The sequence below is a fragment of the Adlercreutzia sp. genome (assembly GCF_056795635.1).
The window spans coordinates 1-25,822 of sequence record NZ_JBQIIT010000023.1 but is presented as its reverse complement, the minus strand read 5'-3'; the positions used below and the strand labels follow the sequence as shown (position 1 = coordinate 25,822).

Annotated in this window: 19 protein-coding genes and 1 pseudogene; 4 read left to right on the top strand and 16 right to left on the bottom strand. The window is 64.6% G+C overall.

Features of this window, described 5'->3' with window-relative positions; translation table 11 throughout:
• Nucleotides 1-986 (bottom strand): FAD-binding protein (locus tag ACTOXK_RS10485; RefSeq protein WP_482279927.1); only part of this gene is annotated, 986 nt, incomplete at its 3' end.
• Nucleotides 987-1,328: 342 nt separating this feature from the next.
• On the opposite strand from ACTOXK_RS10485, the gene ACTOXK_RS10480 reads away from it, so the two are divergent.
• Nucleotides 1,329-3,014, top strand: coding sequence for a helix-turn-helix transcriptional regulator (locus tag ACTOXK_RS10480; RefSeq protein WP_482278628.1), 1,686 nt, complete (start codon nucleotides 1,329-1,331; stop codon nucleotides 3,012-3,014).
• Between the two features lie 128 nt (nucleotides 3,015-3,142).
• Here ACTOXK_RS10480 and ACTOXK_RS10475 read toward each other — a convergent pair whose 3' ends face one another.
• The 13 genes from ACTOXK_RS10475 to ACTOXK_RS10415 form a co-directional block, all read right to left on the bottom strand.
• Entirely contained in the window at nucleotides 3,143-3,838 is a 696-nt protein-coding gene (locus ACTOXK_RS10475; protein ID WP_482278627.1) for a peptidylprolyl isomerase, read from the bottom strand.
• A 172-nt stretch (nucleotides 3,839-4,010) separates the two neighbouring features.
• Complete coding sequence (locus ACTOXK_RS10470; protein ID WP_482278626.1) at nucleotides 4,011-4,727, bottom strand: hypothetical protein; 717 nt, start codon at nucleotides 4,725-4,727, stop codon at nucleotides 4,011-4,013.
• 146 nt (nucleotides 4,728-4,873) lie between these two features.
• Nucleotides 4,874-6,043 carry a sensor histidine kinase gene (locus ACTOXK_RS10465; RefSeq protein ID WP_482278625.1) on the bottom strand — a complete coding sequence of 390 codons (1,170 nt, stop codon included), beginning with the start codon at nucleotides 6,041-6,043 and terminating at the stop codon, nucleotides 4,874-4,876.
• A complete protein-coding gene (locus tag ACTOXK_RS10460; RefSeq protein WP_482278624.1) occupies nucleotides 6,040-6,735 on the bottom strand; it encodes a response regulator transcription factor in 696 nt (231 codons plus the stop codon). The genes ACTOXK_RS10465 and ACTOXK_RS10460 overlap by 4 nt, the downstream gene beginning before the upstream one ends.
• A 391-nt stretch (nucleotides 6,736-7,126) precedes the next feature.
• Nucleotides 7,127-8,329, bottom strand: a complete 1,203-nt coding sequence (locus ACTOXK_RS10455; RefSeq protein ID WP_482279505.1) for an NADP-dependent isocitrate dehydrogenase — start codon at nucleotides 8,327-8,329, stop codon at nucleotides 7,127-7,129.
• A gap of 158 nt (nucleotides 8,330-8,487) precedes the next feature.
• The gene (gene recQ, locus ACTOXK_RS10450; protein WP_482278611.1) at nucleotides 8,488-10,398 is read right to left on the bottom strand and encodes a DNA helicase RecQ; all 1,911 of its coding nucleotides are present in this window, start codon (nucleotides 10,396-10,398) and stop codon (nucleotides 8,488-8,490) included.
• Between the two features lie 2 nt (nucleotides 10,399-10,400).
• Complete coding sequence (locus ACTOXK_RS10445; RefSeq protein ID WP_482278610.1) at nucleotides 10,401-11,948, bottom strand: cellulase family glycosylhydrolase; 1,548 nt, start codon at nucleotides 11,946-11,948, stop codon at nucleotides 10,401-10,403.
• A 49-nt stretch (nucleotides 11,949-11,997) separates the two neighbouring features.
• On the bottom strand, nucleotides 11,998-13,044 hold the full coding sequence (gene rsmA, locus ACTOXK_RS10440) for a 16S rRNA (adenine(1518)-N(6)/adenine(1519)-N(6))-dimethyltransferase RsmA (RefSeq protein ID WP_482278609.1): 1,047 nt from the start codon (nucleotides 13,042-13,044) through the stop codon (nucleotides 11,998-12,000).
• Nucleotides 13,028-14,044 (bottom strand): flavodoxin family protein, encoded by a 1,017-nt coding sequence (locus ACTOXK_RS10435; RefSeq protein WP_482278608.1) that lies wholly within the window; start codon nucleotides 14,042-14,044, stop codon nucleotides 13,028-13,030. The genes rsmA and ACTOXK_RS10435 overlap by 17 nt, the downstream gene beginning before the upstream one ends.
• Complete coding sequence (locus ACTOXK_RS10430; RefSeq protein ID WP_482278607.1) at nucleotides 14,037-15,032, bottom strand: TatD family hydrolase; 996 nt, start codon at nucleotides 15,030-15,032, stop codon at nucleotides 14,037-14,039. The genes ACTOXK_RS10435 and ACTOXK_RS10430 overlap by 8 nt, the downstream gene beginning before the upstream one ends.
• A gap of 112 nt (nucleotides 15,033-15,144) precedes the next feature.
• The gene (locus tag ACTOXK_RS10425; RefSeq protein ID WP_482278606.1) at nucleotides 15,145-15,276 is read right to left on the bottom strand and encodes a hypothetical protein; all 132 of its coding nucleotides are present in this window, start codon (nucleotides 15,274-15,276) and stop codon (nucleotides 15,145-15,147) included.
• Between the two features lie 90 nt (nucleotides 15,277-15,366).
• Nucleotides 15,367-16,944, bottom strand: a complete 1,578-nt coding sequence (metG, locus tag ACTOXK_RS10420; protein ID WP_482278605.1) for a methionine--tRNA ligase — start codon at nucleotides 16,942-16,944, stop codon at nucleotides 15,367-15,369.
• A 98-nt stretch (nucleotides 16,945-17,042) separates the two neighbouring features.
• Complete coding sequence (locus tag ACTOXK_RS10415) at nucleotides 17,043-19,646, bottom strand: hybrid sensor histidine kinase/response regulator (RefSeq protein WP_482279926.1); 2,604 nt, start codon at nucleotides 19,644-19,646, stop codon at nucleotides 17,043-17,045.
• 479 nt (nucleotides 19,647-20,125) lie between these two features.
• Here ACTOXK_RS10415 and ACTOXK_RS10410 point away from each other — a divergent pair, with 479 nt between their 5' ends.
• Complete coding sequence (locus ACTOXK_RS10410; RefSeq protein ID WP_160324949.1) at nucleotides 20,126-21,094, top strand: sortase domain-containing protein; 969 nt, start codon at nucleotides 20,126-20,128, stop codon at nucleotides 21,092-21,094.
• 63 nt (nucleotides 21,095-21,157) lie between these two features.
• On the opposite strand, the gene nifU is transcribed toward ACTOXK_RS10410, so the two are convergent.
• A complete protein-coding gene (gene nifU / locus ACTOXK_RS10405) occupies nucleotides 21,158-21,619 on the bottom strand; it encodes a Fe-S cluster assembly scaffold protein NifU (protein ID WP_330857516.1) in 462 nt (153 codons plus the stop codon).
• Nucleotides 21,620-21,746: 127 nt separating this feature from the next.
• Complete coding sequence (gene nifS, locus ACTOXK_RS10400) at nucleotides 21,747-22,973, bottom strand: cysteine desulfurase NifS (RefSeq protein ID WP_160324950.1); 1,227 nt, start codon at nucleotides 22,971-22,973, stop codon at nucleotides 21,747-21,749.
• A 152-nt stretch (nucleotides 22,974-23,125) separates the two neighbouring features.
• Between nifS and ACTOXK_RS10395 the strand changes: the two genes are divergently transcribed.
• Together ACTOXK_RS10395 and ACTOXK_RS10390 are read left to right on the top strand one after the other, a co-directional pair.
• Nucleotides 23,126-23,527, top strand: a complete 402-nt coding sequence (locus tag ACTOXK_RS10395; RefSeq protein ID WP_160324951.1) for an RrF2 family transcriptional regulator — start codon at nucleotides 23,126-23,128, stop codon at nucleotides 23,525-23,527.
• Nucleotides 23,528-24,100: 573 nt separating this feature from the next.
• Nucleotides 24,101-25,822 (top strand): annotated as a pseudogene (locus tag ACTOXK_RS10390) (hypothetical protein); the annotation flags it as partial.

Below are 25,822 nucleotides of genomic sequence, written 5' to 3'. Positions count from 1 at the left end.
AGGCGGTTCACGTTGAAGTAGCTGAAGCCGGGCATGAAGTACAGGATGGAGAAGTCGTACTCGGGATCGCGGGTCCACATGGAGTACATGGAGATGGCCATATCCATGTGCCACAGCTTCGCTCCCACGTCCTCCACCATCTTGATGCCGTCGCCGGTGTTGAAACGCCAGCCCTCGAACTTGAAGGGAGAGCACTTGAGGTACTCGTTCTTCAGCTCCTCGTTGAACTCGAAGCCGCCGAGGGTCATGATGACGCCCTTGCGCGCCTTCACGGTCTTCTCCTCGTCGCCGATCATGGTGTAGGCGCCCACGATCTCCTTGGTCTGGGGGTTCTGGATGAGGCGCTCGTCATGGCAGTCGAACAGCACCTCGATGCCGAGGGCCTCGCGCTGGGCGTCCAGCTCGTGGAAGGACAGCATGCCGAAGCCGTCGACGGAGGACAGCTTGCAGGAGCCCTCGTAGGCGTTGTCGTCCAGGAAGAAGTACTCGGGGATGGCACCGGCGAGCGCCTGCTCCACCACTTCGTAGGTCATGCCGTACTTGTCGGCGTACTCGGTGTTGCGCGCGCACTCCTCGACCCAGGCCTCGATCATCGGATCGGGGGTCTTGCCCTTGGTGAAGGCGCGGATGTAGTCCTTGAAGCGCTGCTTGTCGCCTTCCTCCACGATGGTCCACTCGCCGTTGTTGATGGAGCTGTTTCCGCCGCCGCGCTCGGGGGCCTTCTCCAGCACGAGCACCTGCTGGCCGCACTCGTCGGCGCCGATGAGGGACGCCCACATGCCGGCGCCGCCGTAGCCGATGACAAGCAGGTCGCACTCGTAGTCCCAGTTGGCCGGCATCCAGTCGCCCGTGTTGGCGAGGCTGTCGGCGCCGCCCTCGGTGGAGCAGCCGGCCAGAGCCGCAGTGCCCGCCATGGCGGCCGCGGCAAGGCCCGCGCCCTTCAGGAACGAGCGGCGGGATACGCCGAGATTCGCGTCTTTCTTCATGGAAAGATCCTTCCTCCTCTGGTTATGCGGATGCCCAAGGGCACTCCCGAGAACCTTCCCGAAAGCTGCCCGCCGTGGTCGGCAGGCCCCTCCCCTTGCGGCGCTTCTCCGCGTTTGCGAGGCAACAGGTTACGGATAACGGGAGCGCCGCACATCTGAGCATCCGTCGGATTTTTGGAAAATTTTTCGGATGACGGGGATGATTTCCCTGCTCAGAGCGTCTAGGATTATGCATCCGATAGGCGTAAACCCCCCTGTTCGGCTATGATCGGAAGCACAGAGACGGGCGAATGGGCCGCACCTATTCGCCGCCGCAGACGACACAGCCTGGGAGGGGAGCCCGTGTCAGCATATACGCACGCGCGTGAGCATACCGAGACCGCAGCAGCCGCAACCGACAAGACCGCAGGGGCCGCAAACGCCGGCGCGTCTCCCGCATCGGCAATGCCAGAGCCCGAGGAGCGGACGGGGCGCGGCAGTCTGGGCGCTGTGGGCGATTCGGCCATTCTGGACTTCCTCATCATCGTGCTGGGCTTCGGTCTGTGCCGCGCCTGGATCGTCTTCTGTCTGGGAGCGCCCCTTGCCTTTCCGGCCGCCTCTCCCACCCACTGGGTGTATCTGGCCGCCGGAGCCCTGTGCTCTGCGGCCGTGGCCCTCGTGTGCCGCCGGGGCGGCGCGGCCATCGCGGCCGTGCGCGGGCTGCTCTTCAAGATCACGCCCGCGGCCCTTCTGGCCAGCGGCGTGCTCATCCCCCTGGCCGTGCGCACCAACAGCGAGGCCCTCATGGTGTGCGGCTTTGTGGCCGGCGGCATCGGCGCGGGGCCCCTCCAGGTGCTCTGGGGCGACCGCTTCTCCCACCACTCGGTGCAGTTCGCCGCCTTCGCCTCGCCGGTGGCGGCCATCGTCACGGCCATCATGGCGGCCCTGTCCGCCAGCCAGACGAGCTTCATGGGGTTTATCGTGGTGCCCCTGCTCTCCTTCGCCCTGCTGGCCTTCCATGCCGGGCGCACGGGGCACCCCTGGCACGAGCTCATGGGGCGGCCCTCGAAGAACAACGAGGCCGCCGGCCCGGCCCCGGCAGCCGCCCCGGCGCCCGCGGCCCCGGCCGTCGGAAGATCCCTGGGGTTGCGGGCGGGCAGCCGCATGCCCCTCGGCGTGGGCAAGCTCATGTTCTCCATCATGGCCTTCTCGCTGCTCTGCCGCATGTTCGACACCATGAACCAGGGCGACGACCCCCTCTCCTTCCTCGGCGGCAGCCCCATCTTCGCCCTCGTGGTGGTGGGAGTGGCCTTCTTCGCCATCGTGGCGAAGGTGCGGGAGCGCTTCAACCCCACGCTCATCTACCGGCTCTCGCTGCCCATCATGGTGGCGGGCTACGTGGCCATCGCCCTGCTGTTCGACACCCACGCGGCCATATCGCTGCTCATCATCAACGTGGGCTACGAGTTCTTCGACATCCTCACCTGGGTGCTGTTCGTGGACGCCGCTCGGCGGCGCAACGAGAACGCCCTGTACATCTTCGGTCTGGGCGTGGCCTTCATGTTCTGCGGCATGGCCCTCGGCAATGCGGCGAGCCACGTGGTGAACAGCCTGCTTGTGGGCGGGAACCTCCAGGCCAATGTGGTGGCCATGGCCGCCATCCTCTGCCTGGTAATCGTGGCATTCCTCGTGCTGCCCGAGGGCACCGTGGCCCAACTGTCGCGCCGCGAGGGCCATGGGGAAAAGGCCGAGGAAGCTGCCCAGGCCGATGCGGCGGCCGGCGAGGCCGCACCGACGGCGGAAGAGGGTACAACGGCTCCGGGCCGCATCGAACAGCACTGCGCCGCCGTGGCCCGCGACTTCGGGCTCACCCCGCGCGAGAGCGAGGTCATCGTGCTTTTGGCCTACGGGCGCACCCTGGCCATCATCGCCCGCGACCTGCACATCGCCCAGGGCACGGCCCGCACCCACATCGAGAACATCTACCGCAAGCTCGACGTGCACAAGCAGCAAGAGCTCATCGACCTCGTGGAAAGCCACGAGGGGTAGGGAACATCCCAACAAACCCAAGGGCCGCGCCCTCGCCGCTCGCGCGATCCGGAATGTTCCGGCCGGTTGAACGGCAAGGGCACGGCCCTTGCCCTACGGGGCGTCCCGTTATGTCCGCGACGGGCGGCCTATTCCGCAGCTTCCGCAACCTCGGCAGCAGCGGCGGCCTTGGCGGCAGCCCGTTCGGCGCGCTCAGCCTCGATGGCGGCCAGGGCCTCCTGGGGCGTGGGCGGTCGCGGCGTATCCTGGGCGATGGCCGCGGCCAGGGCCTCCTCGTTGGCCCCCTCGATGGCAACGGACTTGATGGCATCGCCGATGGCCAAGCTCTCGATCACCTCGAGCCCTTCCACTACCTGGCCGAACACAGTGTACTGGTCGTCGAACTCGGGCTGCTCGCCCAACGAGAAGTAGAACTGGCAGCTGCCGGAGTTCGGCGCCGACTTGTGGGCCATGCACAGGCTCCCGAACCGGTGCACGTTTCTCGGGTTGCCCTCCCACTCGTCGATGATGGTGTAGCGGGCGTCCCCGGTGCCGGGGTGCATGCCGCGGATGACCCCTTGGGCGGCGGCCAGCACCTGGGCCGGACCCATGGAACGGGTGGTGGGGCAACCGCCGAGCACCACGGAACCGGGCTTCTTCGCGTGGAACTTCAGGTTGTCGTAGAAGCCCTTGGCGGCCAGCTCGATGAAGTTCCCCACGGTAACGGGCACCTCGCACCCGAACAGCTCCGCGCGCACGGTGCCCTTGGCAGTCTCGATAACGGCAATTTCGGTGCCGGTCGGCACGTAATGAGGCGTGTAGATGGACAGCTCGATGCGTCCCATTCCATTCCCCTTCCCTCAGGCGGGCGCAAGGCCCGCAGGTCACACAACAGCAGGCCGCCTCCATAGAGACGGCCTCCCTATCTTACGGTAGGAAGGCCGTCCGATCATCCGACGGAACGTCGTATTTTGCCATTTATTCTGTTCAGCAGGCCCCTAGGCAGTCGAACCGACATTAGATGCGATACGCACGAAAATCTCGTCCGACTATACTTGGAGTTGTGTGCGTTCTTTTATATACGCTTTTCTTCCCAGCGGAGTCCGTATAGTAAACGGTATAAGGTGTTGATTCATATACAATATTCGCCTGCACCTTATACCTTTTGCCGTCGCCCGGAATACCCACGTTGTATCCACCGACCGCCCCACTTCTGTAGGTGGCAAACGAAACCCCGATGGTGATCGTCCCCCAAGGTGCGGGGAATCCAAATGCCAAGCTGATACTCGGGCCACCGCTTGTCAAAACTGTCACCGAAGAGCCTGAAGTGTTGTAGCTAAATCCATCCCGTGGCTGGTTTCCAACATCACGAAATCCAGAGCTCTTCTTCACAGGACTTGAGTAGACATTGCTGTAGCCGGGTCGAGCCCTAGCAATGCTCTGTTGCGCACTCCCGTCAACATCGAGCGTCAAAAGCAACTGCGACGATTCGTACTGTGCCTGAAGAAGGAGCATTCGGTTGATTTCCTCTTCAGAAAGACCAGAGAAGTCGAAAATTCCCGCCTCTGTCATGTACTTGAAGAGTTCGGAATAGTCTTCACCCGCACTCGCATCGGCCAATGCTGAAGAGGGGTTCACAAGCAGTCCTGAGACCACAAGGGCAGATGTCGCGATGAAGGAACGCCGTGAAAGATTTGGATGAGTCAGCCTTACATTACCATCTAAATTGGTCATGTCGACCTCCTAGATAAGGATCTGTCAGGTGTTGCTCCGAAGCAAGGATAAGTCTACTGTCTTTACTTGGAGACTTATTACCTCAACCATAAACTTTGGCATTTTGTTGGCATTGTTGCTCCCCGCAACTAACCGTCATGAACCAACTACAACCTTATCCGGATTCGAGTCCCTCGACTCAAAGGTTGAATCTCTATTTCTCCGCCCATTAACTCAACGTATTCCTTCGAAAGGGCGAGCCCAATACCTGTGTTTCCGCCGTCTCCTTTATAAAACCGGTCAAAAGCGTGGGCAACCGTACTCTGTGAAGGAGGATGTCCGTCATTGTCGATAAATAATTCAATCTCGCCATTTACTGAATTACCCTCAGAAATGTGAATGAAATTTTCCGCATGACGACAAGCATTGCTCAGAATATTGAGAACTATCGTCGATATCATCGCTCGATCGCAGGGAAACCACAGCGGGCGAGGCAGATCCATGATAAGGTCTACGCCATCTTTTCTGCAATCTTCCTCGATCATGCGAGCCTCGTCATAGATAATTTCCCTCACATCCCACATGGCAAGCACAGGTTTTTTCAGACCCGAATCCAAACGACTAATCCTCAATATACCATCAATCATCTCATACATTCGCTCTGATGCCGCGGCAATCCTTGCCAGAGCAAAGTCCTCGTCAATAGCATGACATTGCAAGGCATCCACATATCCACGGATAGCCATTAACGGTGTCTTCAATTCATGGGATGCGTTGGCAAAAGCCGCCTCCAGGTTTTCATCGATTCGATCACGGCGAATGGAATACTGCTCGCTTCTTAATTGCAGTACGCCTATCACTATAGTTAGGAGAAGACAAGCTAAACCACATGAAGAAAGAGTTGCAAAACGAGCGAAGGTCATGTCGACAAAACAGAGAATCTCGTCACCGACCTCGTTTCTTCCCATTGGAAGGCAATATCCATCATATTCCCAATTAAAGAAATGGAAAACGCTCGTTCCCACGGCTTCCGATGACTGAGCTTCTGGGGTCGAACAGTAAGACGAATTGATGAATACGTCGAAAAGAAAGGGCCCCGGATAAGTACGATCCTTGGACACCGCGAGCTCATATACCGGTATCGGGGGTCGTATGATAGAGTCGGCAGAATCATCGTAGTACTCGCGCAACGCCCTACCGGCATTTGCCCCTATCGTAAATTCAAGCGCGAGAGCGCAGACAAGAAAAAGGGCTGCCCCTGCTCCGATCGAACGAATTACGATCCTTAAGCACTGCCTCCAGGAAAGGCGATTCAAGACGCACATGGCGACAATCACTCCTTTTCCTTTAAGATGTACCCATACCCCCAGATACTTTCAAGAACTACATGAGCTCCTTCTTCTGTGAGCTTTATTCTTATACGGCGATTCGTCTCATCAACCACCCTGCTGCTCGACTTCTCCAAGCCCCATACGCCTTTCAAAATATCTTCTCGCGCAACAGGAGTGTTAAACCGCTCCATCATAAAATGGAGGTACTTACCTTCGACAGGAGTGAGCCTAAAGTGTCTGTCGTTGATGTAAAATGTGGTATTGTTACCCGAAAATCTGAGGTCAACACAAGTCATGTTTTTCAGTCGGCTGGCAACGGTTTTCTCACTTGCTGATAATTGAATCCGAGAAAGCAGCGCATGTACTTTTCCACGTAGGAGAATTGGCCTGAAAGGCTTTTCGATGTAGTCATCAGCGCCCTTGGCAAAGCCGCTAAAGTAATCGCCCTCTCCGTTTTTTGCTGTCAGCAATATGACAGGAACCGAGGAAAACCCTCTGATTCTCCTCAGGATTTCAAAACCATCGACTCTGGGCATCATGACATCGAGGATAACTAGATCGCATCGATTATTTAAGAATTCGCCCAGAAGCGCCTCGCCCGTCTCAAAGCACTTTACATTGTGCCCATCCAGCGAGAGGCATCCTCTCACAAGAGAGCGAGCGTCAAAGTCATCATCAGCGAAATACACCAGCGCCATGGGTATATTCACCTCACTTTACGGGACGAGGCGGGAACGCCATCCCCTTTTCCCACTTAGATTTACCCCAAACAATGCACTAGCTTTACCGGAAATTGCTTTGGTCTAATTATACAAGTTCGAATAATAATTTTTTATGGATGAGCAAACCGTGGCATTCTCTTGGCAGATCAGACGGAAAACCCTAGATATACGGATCGCTCAAACAGACAGTTGCGATAGCCCTCGCCACCTCCAACCACCGAATACATCAAATTGTCGTACTGCACCACGCCATGCATCTCAGTCTCTACATCGACCTCTTCTCGCTCCCAAAAAACCAAATGCAGACCCCCAGCTGCTTTCATGCAGCCAGGGGCCATACGGCGATTCGTGCCAGCGCGGCAGGCCCTTAGGCGGCCAAACGCTTGGCGATGGCCTTGATGAAGTCGCCCGTGGAAAGGGTCACGGGGTTCTCAAGCGTGGTGATGCGGGCCAAGTCGCCGGTCATCTCGCCGGCCTCGATGGTGTCCAGCGTAGCCGCTTCCAAGCGGTCGGCGAAAGCCACCAACTCGGGCAGCTCGTCCAATTCGCCGCGCTTGCGCAGGGCTCCGGACCAGGCGAAGATGGTAGCCACGGAATTCGTGGAAGTCTCCTTGCCTTCCAGATGCTTGTAGTAGTGGCGCTGCACGGTGCCGTGGGCCGCCTCGTACTCGTAGACGCCGGCCGGGCTCACGAGCACCGAGGTCATCATGGCCAGCGACCCGAAGGCCGAGGACACCATGTCGCTCATCACGTCGCCGTCGTAGTTCTTGCAGGCCCAGATGAAGCCGCCGTCGGCCTTCATGACGCGGGCCACGGCGTCGTCGATGAGGGTGTAGAAGTACTCGATGCCCGCCGCCTCGAAGCGCTCGGCGTACTGGTCGTCGTAGATCTCCTGGAAGATGTCCTTGAAGCGATGGTCGTACTTCTTGGAGATGGTGTCTTTCGTGGCGAACCACAGGTCCTGCTTGGTATCCAGAGCGAACTCGAAGCAGCTCGTGGCGAAGCTGGCGATGGAGGCGTCCAGGTTGTGCATGCCCTGGGCCACGCCGGCCCCGTCGTACTCGTGCACGAGCTCGCGGATCTCGGTGCCGTCCTCACCGGTGTACACCAGCTCCACCTTGCCGGGGCCGGGCACGCGGATCTCGGCGTTCTTGTACACATCGCCGTAGGCATGGCGGGCGATGGTGATGGGCTTGACCCAGTTGCGCACGCAAGGCTCGATGCCCTTCACAATAATGGGGGTGCGGAACACCGTGCCGTCCAGCATGGCGCGGATGGTGCCGTTGGGGCTCTTCCACATCTGCTTCAGGTCGTACTCGTCCATGCGGGCGGCGTTCGGGGTGATGGTGGCGCACTTCACAGCCACGCCGAGCCGCTGGGTAGCCTCGGCCGACTCGATGGTGACCATATCGTCGGTGGCGTTGCGGTGCTCGAGGCCCAGGTCGTAGTACTCGGTCTTGAGATCCACGAAGGGACAGATCAGCTCGTCCTTGATCATCTGCCAGATGATGCGGGTCATCTCGTCGCCGTCCATCTCCACCAGGGGCGTGGTCATTGAAATCTTCGTCACGGGGCCTCCTTCGGCTCGAACTTGCACGGGCCTATGCTACCGCGAAACCTGACCGCCGCGCCCCGCAATTCGCCCAGAAACAAGGATGTAACGCGGAAGGGGCGCGTTCCCCGACGCCCCATGGGCGAGCGGAGAAGGCTCCAGTTGCGGGGACGGCCCTAGGCGCCCGCCTCAGCTTGGAAGGCGGCGATCTCGGCGAGGAAGGGCTCGCCGTAGGTTGCGAGCTTCTTCTCGCCGATGCCGGGAACGGCCAGGAACTCGGCGGCCGTAGCGGGACGTGCCTGGGCCATGGCGGTGAGCGTGGTGTTGGGGAACACCACGTAGGGCGGCACCTCCGCCTCGTCGGCCAGGCGCTTGCGCAGGGCGCGCAGGCGCTCGAACAGGGCCTCGTCGGATGCGGTCAGCGCGGCAACGCCCGCGGCACCGGCCGAGCGCACTGCCGCGCCCCGCTTCGCCTTGGAGGCCGTGCGCTTCATGCAGAGGGAGAAATCGTCCCGCGCCGCCTCGCGGTAGCGGCCGCCAGCGCACACGACCGGGTAGGTGCCCTCGGTGATGGTGAGGTAGTCGCCGGCCGCCAGCAGCTCCACCACTTCCATGAGCAGCGGGCGCTTGGCGTCGCAGCTGCCGTAGGAGGCCGCTCGGTTCAGGCCCCGGGAGCGGATGGCCTCGGTATCGGCCCCGCGCAGCACGTCCACCACCATGGTCTTGCCGAACCGGCCGCGCAGCTCGTGGACGCAGCGCATGACGGCCCGGGCCTCGGCCGTCACGTCCACGGCCTCCATCTCGCCGGCGCAGTTGGAGCAGCAACGGGGGTCGGACGCGGGTCCTTCCCCACCTTCCCCGCCTTTCCCGTCTTCCCCGCTTTCCCCGTCTTCCCCGAAATAGCGGAGCAGGTAGCGGCGCAGGCAGTCGGTGGTGTAGCAGTAGCCCACCATGGCCTCCAGCATGCGGCGGCGTCCGGCCCGCACCACCTCGGACTCCTCGGCGGTCAGGGCCTCGTTGGCCGACTCCTGCTCGATGAAGAAGCGGCCCGTGGCGATGTCGCCGTCGCACCAGAGCAGCAAACACTCGGCCGGCGCCCCGTCGCGGCCGGCGCGGCCCGCCTCCTGGTAGTAGGCCTCCACCGATCCGGGCATGTTGTAGTGCACCACGTAGCTCACGTTGGACTTGTCGATGCCCATGCCGAAGGCGTTGGTGGCCACCATGACCGGTGCGTCGTCGGCCACGAAGGCCCGCTGGTTGCGCTGGCGCTCCTCGGGCGAGAGGCCCGCATGGTAACGGGTGGCGGCAATGCCCCGCTCCCGCAGGTGGGCGCACACCTCTTCCACGCAGGCGCGCTTAGAGCAGTAGACGATGCCGCTTTCTGCCCGGCGCTCGTCGATGAAGGCGTCGAGCCGCGCGTCCTTGCGCTTCGGCTCGCAGCGCTCCACGGCAAAGCGCAGGTTGGGGCGGTCGAAGCCGGTCACCGTGAGGGCCGGGTCGCGCAGGCCGAGCAGGCGCACGATATCGGCCCGCACCCGCTCGGTGGCCGTGGCCGTGAGGGCCGCCACGACGGGGCGCGCAGGCAGGGCCGCGATGAAGTCGCCGATGGCCAGGTAGGAGGGGCGGAAGTCCTGGCCCCACTGGGACACGCAGTGGGCCTCGTCCACAGCCACGAAGGGAATGGAAGCCTCGGCGGCGAAGGCAGTGAAGCGCGGGTCGGCCAGGCGCTCGGGAGCCACGTACATAAGGTCGTAGGCTCCCGAGCGCGCCCGGGCGAGCACCTCGGCCTGCTGGGCCGGCGTGAGGGTGGAGTTGAGGTAGGCCCCACGGATGCCGGCCTCCTTCAAAGCCCGCACCTGGTCGGCCATGAGCGAGACGAGGGGGCTCACCACCACGGTCAGGCCATCGAGCACCACGGCCGGCACCTGATAGCAGATGGACTTCCCCGCGCCCGTGGGCATGACCGCCAGGGCATCGCGACCGCCGAGCACGGCGGCTACCACGGCCTCCTGGCCCGGGCGGAAATCGGCATAGCCGAACTGCCGGCTCAGCACCGAGCGGGCAGCCTCAAGGGACGACGGCGCCATGGCTACAGATCCACGACGGCCAGCTTGGCGGGACCGCTGACGATGAAGCCGATATCGGACACCGAATCGCCGGCGCCCACCTTCCCGTTGTGGCTGTCGTTGGAGACGGTCAGCTCGTTGGCCGCGGCGCTCGCCTTGCAGTTCCAGCTGTCCTCAAGCTGCACGTCGGCGTTGAAGGGAATGGTGACCGACCACTTCTTCGTGGCGGCGCTGTAGTTGCTGCCGGCCATCTCGTACTTGAAGAAGGTGCGGTCGCCCTCCTCCCAGGTCTCGGTCACGTTCAGCTGCCACTGGATGGTGTCGCTGGAGAACGCCATCATGGCCGAGCCCGTGGTGTTCGGCTTCTTGTCGGCCCGGGCCAGCTGCACCTCCTTGCGATCGAAGCCGGGGCCGCGCAGGGCGTCCACGAGCCACAGCCCCTCCTCGCTCAGATCGTCCAGGGAGAAGCCGGAGGTCTTCGATACGTCGGACTTGAACAGGGCCGATGTCTCCTCCTTGTTCGACAGGTTCCAGCAGATGTAGCTCACGTTGAGCTCGTCCATGAGAGCGAGCCACTCATCGGCCGACTCGTAGTCGATCGCGCCAGCGCCCGAGGCCTCGCAGATGCCGAACTCGGTGACGAATACCGGCAGGCCGCCCTCCACGGCAGTCTCGAGGCGGTCGCGCAGCTCGCCCTGATGGGTGGCGGCGTAGAAGTGCAGCGCGTACATGATGTTGCTCTCGGAGAGCGGGTCGGCGGCCGCATCCTGGATGTCCTGGGACCAGGTGGGCGTGCCGACGACGATGACGGCATCGGGATCGTTGGCGCGGATGACGGGGATGATTTCGGTCGCATAGGCTTTCACATCCGCCCAGGTGGTCTTCCCGTTGGGCTCGTTGCAGATCTCGTAGATCACGTTGTCGTGGTCGGCCAGGCGGCCCGATACGAGCTTGAAGAACTCCTTGGCGGCCCAGGCGTGGGTACGCGGATTGCCGTCCGACAGGATGTGCCAGTCCACGATGGCGTACATATCGGCAGCCGTGGCGTACTCGACACCCTCCAGGATCAGGTCGTTCAACTCGACGCGGCGGCCATCGGTGGCATAGCCCCCCTCCTCGTCGGAGTACAGGGCCAAACGCACGGCATTAGCGCCCCAGTCCTGGCGCAGCTCATTGAAGAAATCCTGGTTCACGTACTGGGGGTACCAGGCCAGACCATGGGTGGAAACGCCCCGCAGCTGCACGGGATCGCCGGCGGCATCCACGAGCTGGGATCCTTCCACATGGAGCGCCCCGTTCTGGGAGGGGGAGGCCACGGGCCGCGCCGGCTCCTCGGCAGGATCCTGGGGAGCCGGGGCGGGCTCTTCGGCCGGCTCCTCCTCTTTCGGCTCGGGGGCCTGGGGCCGGCTGGGCTCCGCCTCTACCGCCAGACCGGAATAGTCCGGATCCTCGGTATTGGCGGCCGTCGAGGCCAGGGCGATGCCCACGGCCACGAGGGCCACCAGGGCCGCCGCGGCCACCACCAGGCGCTTCGCGCGCCCCGTATGCTTCTCACGCTGCTGTGCGGCCATCGGGCTCGCCCCTCTCTGCCATAGGGTCAATGAGACCCGCTATTGTACCTTATTCGGTCGCCGCTCCGTCACTCGCGCCCGTTAGAGCCAGCAGGGCCGCTCCCAAGGCGAGGAACTCCCCTTGGTCGAGGGTCTCGCCGCGACGCCGCGGGTCGATGCCAGCGGCCTCGAAGAGGGCCGGTAGCTGGGCCGCCACCGTGGGGCCGTCCAACGTCACGGGATCGGCCGCCTCCGCCGGCTCGCCGCTCGGCGACAGGACAATGCCCCCGCGTCCCGCGAAGTAGGTCTTGCAGGAATTCGCCAGGGTCTTGCGGCGGTTCGCGAAGGCGGCGTCGGCCATGAGCCCCGCTGCGGCGATGACGGCCGGTACCGCAGGGGTGCCATCGGCCATGGACGGCACCCGTCGGTTCAGGCGAATGACGGCCGAATCCACCCGCGGCGGCGGGAAGAAATTGCCCGGACCCACCGCGAAGCGACCCGCGACCTCAGCGTACAGGCCGAGCTTCACGGTGTAGGCCCCGTAGTTCTTGGTGCCGCGCCCCGCCGCCATGCGATCGGCCACCTCCTTCTGCACCATGACGGTGGCCGATTCCAGGAAGGGGAACTTCTGGAAGTAGTCGAGCACCACCGTGGCCGCCACCGCATAGGGCAGGTTGGCAACGAGCTTGTTGGGAAGGGGCTCGCCAAGCTCTTCCATAGCTGAGGCAATATCGTCCCTGGTCACATCGAGGGCGTCCTTCTCGATGAGGGCGAATCGCTCGCGCCAGGGGTACAGGGTGTCGGCGAGCACGGCGGGCAGGTCGGGGTCGCGCTCGATGGCCACCACGCTGACGGCGTACTTCAGAAGCGCGATGGTGAGCGTGCCGATGCCAGGACCCACCTCCAGGATGCGATCGCGCTCCCCCACTTCGGCCAGGGCGATGATCTTCTTCAGCACATCGTCGTTCACGAGGAAGTTCTGGCCCAGGGTGTACTTGGTGCCGATGCCATGGGCCTCCAGCACGAGCCGCGTGGCGCTCGGGGTGGAAAGGGGCGAGAGGCGCCCGTCGTCGCCGGCGAAGCCCTCCCGGTCCCGTCCGCTAGCGGCGGCCGCCACGGCCGTTGCCCTTCTTCTTGGCGTTCTTCTTGCCGTAGGCGGGACCGCCCCCCTTGCCCGAAGACTTGCGCGGCCCGCGAGAGGTCCGCGAGCCGCCCGACCCCTCCTTCGCAGCCCCGTCGCTGACGGCAGGGGCCTGCGAGCTCACCGAGAGCTTGGCGCGGCCGCGGCGATCGGTACCAGAGCCGGAACTAGAGCCGGAACTGGAGCCACCCCTCCTGCCCTGGTCGCCATCCCAGCCATCGTCCCCGTCGTCGTCTTCCGCCTCGAAGGCCGTCGCGAACCCCTCTTCGGCGAAATCCACGAAGGGCGCCGAAGATTCTCCGTCACCCGCCATCGCCTCGCCGCAAGTTCCCTCAACGAACCCGAGAGCCCCGAACCCGCCCACCGGGGGCAGCGGGTACTCCTCGGCCTCGGCGGTGATCTCGCCGTCGGCGCGGATCTTGCCCACCCAGTCGAGCACCAGCTCCAGGGTGAAGCCCGTCACGGACAGGGCCGAGCGCAGGCTGCCGATGAGCGGCTCGAAGCCGTGGGGGTCGCCCCCCGCGCCCACCACGTGCAGCACCGCCGGCCGCTTGGGCCGGGTGCGCAGATCAGTGAAGTAGTAGGGCTGCAAGCGGTCGAGCAGGGCCTTCATCTGGGCCGGGGCGCCGGCGAAGTACACCGGGCACACCACGATGAGCTCGTCGGCCGCGTCCAGGTGCTTGCGCACCTCGTTCATGTCGTCGTCGATGACGCAATGGTGGAACAGCGCCTCCGATTCCACGACCGTCTCCTGAGGCAGGAGCGGGTCGCCCTCCTGGAACCGATGGATGGGCTCCTCCGAGAGGGCGCGGCACTCGTCGCAGCCGATGCAGGGCCCCACGACCGTGGAGGACACCGACACGATGGACACCCCGTCGTCGGGGCACTCCTCGATGCAGGCGTTGAACAGCTCGTCGGCAAGCGCCGCGCTGCGGCCGTCGGCGCGGCACGATCCGTGGAGGATGACTCTATGCATGGGAGGGCTCCTTCTGCCAGGGGGTGGGGGCGCGGTCGAGCAGCGCCTCGGCGTTGGCGTACAGCCGGGCGAGCAGGGTCGCGCGGGCCTCGGGCGTATCGGCGCCGAGCACCTTGCAGAGCACGTCGGCAGTCCACACCACGTGGGCCGGACCGCACAAGGTGCCGCGCAGGGGCTCGGGAGTCATGTAGGGGGAATCGGTCTCGGTGAGCAGGCGGTTCACCGGCACCATCCGGGCCGCCTCGCGCACCTCCTCGGCGCGCTTGAATGTGAGCGGGCCGCCGAAGGCGATGTAGCAGCCCGCTTCCACCCAGCGGGCCACCTCGGCCCCGTCCAAGTTGAAGCAGTGCAGCAAGGTGCCGGCCTCGGGAAAGCCCTCTTCGGCCAGAATGGCGAAGCCGTCGTCGTGGGCCTCGCGCATGTGGAGGGCGATGGGCAGCCCCGATGCCTTCGCCAGGCGAATCTGGGCCCGGAACACCTCGCGCTGCACCGGGCGGGGCGACAAGTCGTAGTGGTAATCGAGCCCGATCTCGCCCACGGCGCTCACGCGGCGATCCCGCAGGCGCTCGCCCAGGGCCGCGGCCAGGTCGCCCGTCCAGTCCTTGGCGTTGTGCGGATGCACGCCGGCGGCGATGCGCACGGCAGGCAGCGGGGGCAGCGCCCGGCGCTTTCCCTCGGCCACTCCCTCGCCGGCGCCTTCGGCCGCTACTATGGTCCGCAGGTCGGCCGAGGCCTCCATAAGCCAGCTGGGCAGCGCCTCGAAGGTGGCGAAGCCGTCATCGGCGGGATCCACGATGGTTTCCACGAAGGTCACGCCGTGCATCGCGCAGCGGGCCAGCTCCAACGCCGGATCCCGCAGCATCTGCAAGTGCGCGTGGGTGTCGGCCACCGGCCCCTCGAGCACCGGTGCCTCCACCTCGCGCCACACCCCGTGCTTGCGCTTCTGGCGAAACTTCCCGTCGTAGAATATCGGCTCGTCGTTATCCATGCAGTTTCCTAGCAATCCGCTTCCCAAGCTGCTATAATGGTTGCACCAGCAAAGCCCGGTGGTTGTGAGCCTAGGCGGGCGGCGCGGGTGTTATCGATTCGGAAAAGGTCAGTTAGCGCTGGCCTTTTCTGTTTCTCCCCTCGTCATCCTCCTGCACGATTGATTTCATTTCTCGCCAGACCTCCAAAAGGAAGCCTGCTATGGTGGCGGCCGCAGCTGCGGCAAAAAGAACCTGTTCAAACATAGGCGGTACTCCAATCTCTCGAAGCGCCGCCCGCAGTCGGACTTTGCTAGTGCTCGCTCATTATAGCATACAAACTAACGTATTACTTTCTTACAGTTCCGGCAGGTTGTCCACGTCCAGGCGGGGGAACAGCGGATCGCCCACCTCCACGGCCACGCTGACGGGAAGCTGGCCCCAGGCCGTGGCCTCCTGGATGTCGGTCACCTCCGCGATATCGCCCAGACCCAAACGGCGGAATACCTCGGCCGACGTGTTCGGCATGAACGGCGCCATGTACAGCGCGATGATGCGGATGGCCTCCAGGCAGTTGTACAGCACGCCGGCCAGCTCGTCGGCCTTCGCCGGATCCTTGGCCAGGGCCCACGGGGCACTCTCCTCCACATAGAGGTTCACGCGGCTCGCGAGCTTCTGCACAGCCGTGGCCGCCCCGGTGAAGTCCACCTCGGCCATGCAGCCGTCGTACTCCGCGTACAGCCTGTCGGCGATCTCGCGCAGGGGGTTCTCGGCGGCCGCGGCCGGGGCCTCGGGCACGCGGCCCTCGAAGTACTTCGTGGTCATGTTGGTCACGCGGCTCACCAGGTTGCCCCAGGTGTTGGCCAGATCAGCGTTGTACACCTGCACCATGCGCTCCATGGAGATGGAGCCGTCGTGGCCGAACTGCACGTCGCTCATGAAGTAATAGCGGTAGGCGTCCACCCCGAAGACCTTCACCAGGTCGGCGGGCATAAGCCCGTTGCCCTTGGACTTCGACATCTTCTCGCCCTTGGTGAGCAAAAAGCCGTGGCCGAACACCGTGTGGGTGATGGGCATACCGGCGGCCATGAGCATGGCCGGCCAGATCACGCAGTGGAAGCGGGTGATGTCCTTGCCCACGAAGTGGTACTGGATGGGCCAGCGGCGGTCGAACTCGGCCTCGCGCTCGTCGTCGCCGTAGCCGATGCCGGTGAGGTAGGCGATGAGCGCATCGGCCCACACGTAGAATACATGACCCTCGTCCCACGGCACGGGAATGCCCCAGTCGAAGCTGGAGCGGGAGATGGACAGGTCGTTCAGGCCGCCCTTCACGAAGGAGACGATCTCGTTGCGGCGCGTGACGGGGCGAATGAAGTCGGGGTGCTCCTCGTAGAAGGCCAGCAACTTATCCTGGAACTCGGACAGCTTGAAGAACCAGTTCTCCTCACCGGAGGCCTCGTAGCGCACGGGGCGCTTGCAATCGGGGCAGACGAACTCGCCGTCGTCGTTCTTCTCCAGATCGCTCTCGGCGTAGTAGGTCTCCTCGTGGACGCAGTACCAGCCCTCGTAGGCGCTCTTGTACAACCAGCCGGCATCGTGGAGGGCGCCCCAGAACTTCTGCACCGCGCGGGTCTGGCGATCCTCGGTGGTGCGCACGAAGTTCGTGTAGTCGATGTCCAGGGTCTTCCACGCATCGGTGAAGGCCGGAGCCAAAGAATCGCACCAGGCCTGGGGGGTCATGGCGTTCTTCTCGGCGGTCTCGGCGATCTTCTGGCCGTGCTCGTCGGTGCCGGTGACAAACGACACGTCGTAGCCGTTCATGCGCTGGTAGCGGGTGATGGTATCGGCCGCCACCGTGGTGTAGGCGGTGCCCAGATGGGGCGCGGCGTTGATGTAGTAGATGGGCGTGGTGACGCCGAAGGTTCCCTTAGCCATGCAGAATCGGTGCTCCTATCCGGAAGCCAGGCGGCCAATGACGCCGCCGCTTCCCTCGAATATACGTGCTGGCTATCTTAACACTGGGAAGGGGCGCGCTAGCCGAGGATTCCGCGCAGGGTGGCGGCCAGATCCTTCACACTGATGGGCTTGGAGAGGTGATCGTCGGCCCCGGCCCGCTTCGATTCCTGCACGTCCTCGGTGAAGGCGTTGGCCGACAGCACCACGATAGGCAGCGCCCGCAGGTCGGCCCGCTCGCTCGCACGGATGCGGCGGGTGGCCTCCAGACCGTTCATCACCGGCATCTGGATGTCCATGAGCACCACGGCGAAGTGACCGGGCTCGCGGGCGGCGAGCTTGTCCAGGGCCTCCTGGCCGTCGAAGGCGCACTCCACGGTCAGCCCGAGGGACTCCAGCAGGGCCGCGGCGATCTCGCTGTTCAGCTCGTTGTCCTCTACGAGCAGCACCCGGGCCGCGGGCAGGGCGGCAGCCGGAGCGGAAGAAGCCTCGGGGAGCGGGGCCATCCCGCGCTCGGTACCGCCGGCCTCCGCATCGGGATCGCTCGTGCCGGCAGGGGCATCGGCGGCCCCCTCGTCGTGGCGCAGGTTCGCGTGCACGGTGAAGGTGCTCCCCGCCCCGGGGGCGCTCTCCACCTCGATGGTGCCTCCCATGAGCGACACGACGCTCTGGACGATGGAGAGGCCGAGCCCCGTGCCCTCCACCCGCTCGGTGCGGGAGTCATGCTCTCGCGTGAAGGGCTCGAACACGTGCTCGACGAAGGCGGGGTCCATGCCGCAGCCGGTGTCGGCGAAGATGAACTCGTAATCGCTCGTCCCCTCCACGCGGGCCGGATGCTCGATGAGGGCCATGGATACCCGGCCGCCGGCCGGGGTGAACTTCACGGCGTTGCCGAGCATGTTCATGAACACCTGCTGCAAGCGCAGGTCGTCGGCCTCCACCACCGGGTGGACCAGGGACTCCACGGCGACGGAGAACGTCACCCCCGCCTCCTGGCAGCGGGCGGCGAACACCGTCTCGGTCTCGGCCACGAGCTCCCGCAGATCCACGGGGGCCACGTTCAGCACCAACCGGCCGTTCTCGATCATGGACAGGTCGAGCACCTCGTTGATGAGCCCGAGCAGATGGTTGCTCGACAGCGTGATCTTCCCAAGGCAATCGCTCACCCGTTCCCAATCGCCCTCGCTCATGCGGGCCAGCTCAGTCATGCCGATGATGGCGTTCATGGGGGTGCGGATGTCGTGGCTCATGCGGGAGAGGAAGTCGCTCTTGGCGCTGTTGGCGGCCACGGCGGCGCGATAGGAATCCTCCATGGCCTGCTGGAGGCGCTTCTCGCGGGCCTTCATCGCCGTCACGTCCTGAGTGGTGTACACCACGCGGGAAGCCCGCCCCTCTCCGTCGCGCTCCACGCAGATGAGGTTGATGTTCTCCCACTTCAACCGGCCGCTGCGGTTGATCTGGTACTCGAAACCGAGATTGTCAACCCCGTCGGCCATGGCGGCGATGACGGCCTCGCGGCTGAACTGCTCGACCACTTCGCGCTTCGCCTCCTCGCCCACCACGAGCCGCTCGAGCCGCCGCACCATGTAGTCGTAGTCGCCCTCGGGCTCATAGGGGTCGTCCGGCGTCACCGGTCCGCTCATGTAGCGGAAATGGTTCGCGGGGAAATCGATGAGCACCAGCCGCTCGGTGAGCTTGCCCACCCCGGTCTGCACATCGATACGGTCCCGCATGGAACGGGCGAGGGTGCGATGGCGGTGGTTGTTGAAGGCGATAATGCCCACGAGCACCGCGAGGAACACCAGCACGATGACGAACAGGGCATTCCAGCCGCCCTCGTTGGCGGCGTTGATCATCTGCTCGGTGGCGGCCGAGGGGAAGGTCTCGACGATCATCCAGTTCAGGCCGGGCACGGCCTTGACGCAGGCCGAACCGAGGCCGTGGCCGGCCTCGTAAGTGAAGGTGGCCCCCTGGCTGTCCTCGAAGGCCAGTTCTATCTGGCGGGCGTTCACGCTGGAGGAGGCCTCGGCCTCGGCCAGCAGGTTCATGCCCACGAACTCGCCGCTGGATGCCGCCACTACCTCGCCCGTGGGCAGGCACAGCAGCGCATGGGACTCGTAGCCGAAGAAGCTGTTCTGAAGCAGCCCCGTCAGGCGCTCCTCGTCGTAATGAGCCAACAGGAGCCCGATGATGGGGCCGTCAGCCCCCTCGCGCACCGGAGCATAGAAGTACACGAGGTTCTCGTGGGTGAGACGGGTATTGAACGCGCACTCAATGCCCGACTCGCCGGCCATGGCCCGCTCGTAGTAGACCCGATCGCTCACGTCCACGGCACCGAGGCCGGGCGAGTGCTGGATGCCGTCGGCATCGACGAAGTCGATGGAGTCGAAGGGGGCGATCTCGCCGACAGAGCGCAGCCACTCCTCGCTCGTGGCCACCTGGGCGGCATCGGGGGATTCCGAGGCCAAGGCCGCGATGGTCTCGATGTCCTTCTGGGTGTTCTGCATGAATGTGGACACGAGCTTGGCCGTCTGATCGGTGGCATCGGAGACGTACTGGCTCGTCTGGGCCACGATGCGGTTGCTCGTCTGCTGCATGAACATGGAGAACGTGATGATGACGGCCACGAACACGACGGCGAAGGCCACCACTGACAGCCAGTACTTCCTGCCTTCGTCCTCCATGGGCGCTCCCCTCGGGCCTCTTCTATCCGTGCCGTCCATCATACACCCCCCGACAGCACCTCAGGAGAACTGTCATCAAGTTTATCCCCACTCCAAGGCAAAAGGCCGGGGCACGAAACGGCGCGGCGAACCACGGCTGAATGGAGAGCGGTGCGGGAACGGCGCCGCGAACCGTAGCCGAATGGGGAGCGGTGTGGAAACGACACGGGGCGGTTTGCGCGAAGTCCCCCAGCGACGGGAGCGCGGTTCGGGGGAAATGCCCGGGCGACGCAGAGGAGCCATGCGGGAGGTATCGAGGGGACACTACTATGACAGCAAAATGATTTTGAAGAGAAAACGGTGATCATTTAATGGGAATTGCTATTTACATTCTTCAAATACCTCGCTAAAATGCGAACAAATATTCGCTATAGGACAGAAACAGGGGGCAAGGGTCCTTTGGATTCGTGCACCCCGAGCACCCAACCGAAGGAGAAGCCATGGAGAACGCGAAGAAGCCGAGAGCCATCCCCGCATGGGCCATCGCCGCAGCCCTCGTCCTGGGGCTCGCAGCCTCAGGCGCCCTCGCCTGGGCCCTTGAAGAGGCCGTGGCCGCACCGGAAAGCACAGCGGGCACCCCCGCCGCGGAAAGCCGTTCCCCCAACGGGAGCGACAATGACGTCGTGGCCGCAGCAGTGCGCGACCACATCCGCAGCCTCGCCGAGCGGGGCCTTGCCCGCGGCTCTGGGACCGCCCACCAGGTGCGCCGCGCCGCCCGACCGGCAACCCTGGATGCCAGCGCTGCATCCGAACATCCCGGCCCGTCCATGGCCGACGGGGATGAGCCGGGCCCCACCGACCTGGCCGATGGCGCCTCAGCGGGCTCCCCCGCCAGCCCGGCCGCAGGGCCATCCCCCTCAGCCGATGAAGGGGCCGGCACCTCTCCTGCACCGGCCCCCGACCGCAGCACCAGCGAGCCCCCAGCGGGCGACCCCGCCGACTCCGGCACCGCCGATGATCGGAGCGAGGACGACGCGGGCGGCGGCAACGGCACCTCGGAACCGAAGCCCCCGGCGCCGGCAGCCCCCGAGCCGGGAATGGCTGCCCGCAGCCTGAACATCGGGGGCGCGATCATCCCCTACCGCGACGTGCGCGGGGGCACCACCCCCGACAGCGGAGCCGGCCTCTGGCTCGGCTCGGACGACACCACCGACGGCTCCTGGGGCTACTTCGTCGGCCACAACCCCGGATCGTTCTCCCCAGTAAAAGGCCTCGGCGTTGGCAGCGCCGTCATCCTGTGCGACAGCGCGGGAAGAAGCCGCACCTATACCGTGCGCACGGTATTCACCGCAGAAGTCACCGCCACATGGAAGACCATCGCCGCCCGCGTCACCGGCTATGGGGAGTCCATCGTCCTGCAAACCTGTAGCGGCGACGGGGCCACCAACATCATCGTCGTGGCCGCCTGAACGCAAAGAGGGGCAACCGCCCTCGGCAGGCGGCCGCCCCTCTTCCGCAGAGTCCCCAGGCCCTTAGTCCTCGTCCTCCACCAGGTCGTGATGATGGTCGTGCTCGCCGATATCGGTCACCGGCTTCTCCAGGCCCTCGATGACGAGGTTGTTCTTCTCGGCGTAGTCCCACAGCGCCGCGTGGATGGCCTCCTCGGCCAGAAGCGAGCAGTGTACCTTCACCGGCGGCAGGCCGTCCAGCGCATCCATCACGGCCTTGTTGGTCACCTCCAGGGCCTCTTGCACGGTCTTGCCCTTCACGAGCACCGTGGCCATGGAGCTGGTGGCGATGGCGGCCCCGCAGCCGAAGGTCTTGAACTTCGCGTCCTGGATGACGTTGTCCTCGTCGATGTCCAGGTACACGCGCATGATGTCGCCGCACACCGCGTTGCCCACGGTGCCGCAGCCGCTCGCGTTCTCGATCTCGCCCACGTTCTGGGGGTTGGTGAAGTGCTCCATCACCTTATCGGAGTAGTTCATTGCCATAGTTGTTCCTCTTTTCGTTGAAAATGTCGTCGTTGAAGTGGGATTCGGGTACAGGGCGCGGGTCGGGAGCCGTCAGACGGAGCGACCGCGAACCACCGGACGGGCCGCGCCTTCCGTGCCGCCCGGGCTAGCTCGCGTAAGGGAAGCCGCCTTCCTTCAGGCGCGCGATGACCGAGGCCACCTTGCCGTGCTGGAAGTCCTCGTACAGGGGGCTCATCATGCGCAGGTTCTGAAGCGTGGCCTTCAGGGAGTCCACGGCGAAGTCCACGTCCTCCAAGGTGGTGTCGCGGCCGATGGTCATGCGCAGGCTGCCGTGGGCGATCTCGTGGGGCAGGCCGATGGCCAGAAGCACGTGGCTCGGATCCAGCGAGCCGGAGGTGCAGGCGCTCCCCGACGACACGCAGATGCCGCGAGCCGCCAGCTGCAACAGCATGCCCTCGCCCTCGATGAACTCGAAGGAGAAGTTCACGTTGTTGGCCAGACGGCTCTCCCAGCTGCCGTTCAACTTCGCCGAGGGAATCTCGTCCAGAATGCGGCGGATGGTGTGATCGCGCAGGGCCCGCTGCCGATCGTGCTCGGCCGTCATGTCGGCCGCAGCCAGCTCGGCCGCCCTCGCGAAGCCCACGATGCCGGGCACGTTCTCGGTGGAACCACGACGGCCGCGCTCCTGCTGGCCGCCGTCGATGAAGTTTTCCACCTTCACGCCCTTGCGGATGTAGAGCAGGCCTACGCCCTTGGGCCCGTAGATCTTGTGGGACGAGGCGGACAGCATATCGATGCCCATCTCCTTCACGTCGATGGGCTCGTGGCCGAAGGCCTGCACCGCGTCGGTGTGAAAGGCCACGCCGTGCTCGCGGGCGATGGAAGCCAACGCGGCAACGGGCTCGATGGTACCGATCTCGTTGTTGGCGAACATGATGGAGGCCAACGTAGTGTCGGGGCGGATGGCCGCCTCGAAATCGGCGGGGCGAACCAGGCCGTGCTCGTCCACGGGCAGATACGTCACCTCGAAGCCCTCCTTCTCCAGGGCCTCGCAGGCGTGCAGCACCGCATGGTGCTCGATGGCGCTCGTGATGAGGTGTTTGCCTTTGGCGGCGTTGGCCCGGGCAAACCCCTTGATGGCCCAGTTGTCCGACTCGGTGCCGCCGCTGGTGAAGTACACCTCGCGGGGCGCGGCGCCGATAAGGCCGGCCAAGGTCTCGCGGGCGGCGGCCACGGCGTCGGCGGCCTCCTGGCCGAGCGGGTAGATAGACGACGGGTTGCCGAACTGCTCGGTGAAGTACGGCAGCATGGCCTCCACCACCTCGGGGCGCACCGGCGTGGTTGAGGCGTGGTCGAGGTAGATCTGCTTCATGGGGCTCACGGTTCCTCGTTCTCTTTGCGATGGGGCCCTCGGCGCCGCTCGCTCCTCCGAGGGCCCCGCAGCCGTCCCATCTAAGTCTAGTAGTTTGCTAGGTTTTAATATAAACTGGAAAATGAGAATGTCAAGGAGAGAATGGTGGCCCTGTGAAGATATCAACGAAAACTCGCTACGGCATGCGCGTCATGCTCGATCTGGCCGAGCGCTACGATGCGGGCTGCACGCCCCTAAAGGACGTGGCAGATCGCCAGGGCCTCTCGAAAAAGTACCTGGAGCAGGTGGTCGCCCCCCTCACCGCAGCTGGCCTGCTTGCCGTTACCCGCGGCCACCAGGGCGGCTACCAGCTGTCGCGACCGCCCGCGCAGATCACCCTGGCCGATGTCATCGCCGCCTCGGAAGACGGTCTCGACCTGATGACCTGCACCAGCGACCTACTCGCCTGCGAGCGCGCCGACGCCTGCCCGAGTCGGCTTGTGTGGGGCGGCCTCCAAGACGCCGTGAACGCCTACCTGGAGAGCAAGACCCTCGCCGACATGGCGGCTTCGTAGCCTAAGGCCGTCTCCTCGCCTGCAAACCGCACGATGCCAAATGCTGCCGCAGCCCAGCAGGAGCGCGAGTTGCGAGCCTCTCCAACCCCCGACCGCACCGCTCAGGGTTGCGGAAAGCGGGGCGAAGGGGTATATTCGGGCGGACTCTTACCCACGAGAGAAGGAGATCCGACATGAGAGAGAAGCGACGGGGGTCGCTTCTGAGCCTCGGCCTGGCGGCCGTGCTCGCCTGCGGGATGACGCCCGCGGTCGCGCTGGCCGAGCCGGAGGGCCAGGGCACACAGACCCCCCCCCATCGAGTTTTCTGAGGTCGTAGACGACGCTGCCGCGACCGGCGAGACCGCCCCAGTTGAGGCCGATCCGCCGGAAGACTCGCCCGACTCCGCAGATCCGTCGGGAGACGGCGCCCTCTCCCCTTCCACCCCCTCGGCGACAGCCGACCAGGCGCATCCCGATGTCACCTCCGTCGCCGACGCCATCGCGCGAGCAGCGCTCCCCCTCGTCGCCGCGACAGCTGACAGCCCAGCGGCGCCGACCGCCGACAATCCCCCTTCGGATTCACCCCGTGCGCAGGTGCCGCTCGACGACATCAACACCGGCAGCCCCCTGCCGCGTCCCTCATCGGCCATCGAGCTCGGCGGCCTGGTTTTCTGGGGCATCGACGGAGACACAGCCGAAGCCGGCGACTTCTCCTACAATAGCGCCGCCGACCAGGTGACCGTGCTGACGCCCAAGCACCTCGTCGTGCAGAACAAGAACATGGGCTCCTCCTGCACCACAAGCATCCTCATCCCCGACGGCACTGACGCGCGCATCGTGCTCAACGGCGTCTCCATCTCAACCTCCTCCAGTGCCATTAGCGTGGAACCCGGAGCCTCCCTCCACCTTGTGCTTGCCGACGGGACGCTCAACAGCCTGTTTGCCAGCCGCAATGGCGCCGCGGGCCTGCGATGCACCACGAGAGGCAAGCTCGTCATCGACGACACGGTGCCCAACAGCGGCATCGTCCCCGAGAACGGCGAGGTGAGCGTCGATGCGACCCTCGATGACGGAAAGACCCGGGTGAAACGGGGCGATCCCCTCAGCGTCCTTGCCAGCGACAACCCGGGAACCCTCGATGTCTCCTCGACCATGAGCAGCAACCTTGACGGTGCCTGCATCGGCGGCGGCCATTCCGAGGCGGGCGGCGCCATCACCATCGAGGGCGGCCGCATTCTCGCAAAGAAGCCCGTTACCGATGTCGGCGGCTCGGCCGGTATCGGCGGCGGCTCGTTTGGCGATGGCACCAGCATCGACGAGTGGATCACCATCAACGGCGGCTATATCGAGACCCAAGGCGGCTACCACGCAGCCGGCATCGGCGGCGGCGTACGCAACGGGAGCGCTGGCACGCGCTGCGGCAACATCCGCATCAACGGAGGCTACGTGAAGGCCACGGGCGGCGAGTGCTCGGGAGGGTTCGGGCAGGGTTGCTGCGCCAGCACCCGGGCCGACGGCTATCAGATCATCCTCACCGGCGGCACGCTCATCCCCTCGGCCGGCACCTGCGACATGGGTCAGACCGGCGTCAAGATCACCATTACCGGCGGCTCCATCGGCAATGGTGGCGACGTCGCGGACTTCCGGTTCCTCGGCGGCAACGGAGCCGAGGCCTACAACGGCGCGGGCGAGCCCATCGAGATGATCCAGGTGGACCTCAGATCCGACGTGGGCGAGAACACCTACAAGATCACCGACTGGCAGCTGCTCGTGGACGGCGAGCCCTACGACTACGGAGCGCCCGCCGAGTTCGACAAGGGGAACCTGTACCTGTGGCTGCCCAAGATCGTGAAGCAGGACAGCGAGGTGACCGTGAAGCTCACCTACCTGGACACCGACCATCTCGATAAGGACGGCAACCCCACCCCCGTCACGCCGCTGCCCCTGTTCCGACCCTCCGACAGCTCGCTGCCGCCCGGGGTCACCAACGACGGCAAGCTGCGCCGCTACGCCGACTTCACCCTGGACGCCGACTACCTGGCGAACCTGGACAAGTACTACGACGGCAAGGGCGCATCCATGTTCCCCCTGCCCCTGCATACCCCCGACGGACGCGACCTGACCGAGGCCGAGAAGATCACCTTCCGCTACCAGCACCTCGACAGCGCCGGCAACCCGGTGGGCGCCGAGACGGGCGACGGCTCCGATGTCGGCACCATGAAGTTCACCGCCGTGTCCACCCAGTACTCCGACGACACCGAGGACGGCTTCTCCGAGAGCTACTGGGGGCACCGCGCCACCGGCCAGTTCACCATC